This window comes from Burkholderia sp. GbtcB21 (genome assembly GCF_019091065.1).
Lineage (GTDB): Bacteria > Pseudomonadota > Gammaproteobacteria > Burkholderiales > Burkholderiaceae > Burkholderia > Burkholderia pyrrocinia_C.
In genome coordinates this window covers 1-239 of sequence record NZ_JAGXKA010000440.1, presented here as the reverse complement: position 1 = coordinate 239, position 239 = coordinate 1, and the positions used below count along the sequence as shown (strand labels likewise).

Here is a 239-nt window from a genome sequence, read left to right as displayed (position 1 = left end):
CTAGGAAGCAACGTGTCCTGTAGATGACGGCTATATCACATACAAGTCGACGGACTCATCGACCGGCATCGCTTCGCGCTTTGCCTGGTCCAGCGACACGTCGAGAATCGCTTGTTGCTGCTTTGCCGGGCAGCGGCGGGCGAGGTTGGTCCGGAACTTCTCGACCAGCAGCGGGATGCCGTCCGCGCGACGTCGCTTGTGGCCGAGCGGGTATTCGTCCGCCACTTCGGCAAGTTTCG

The 239-nt window shown here is 61.5% G+C and carries 1 pseudogene; it reads right to left on the bottom strand.

The annotated features are described in order from the left end of the window. Positions 1 to 30: 30 nt before the first annotated feature. Positions 31 to 239 (bottom strand): annotated as a pseudogene (prpD, locus tag KVT39_RS37310) (2-methylcitrate dehydratase); the annotation flags it as partial.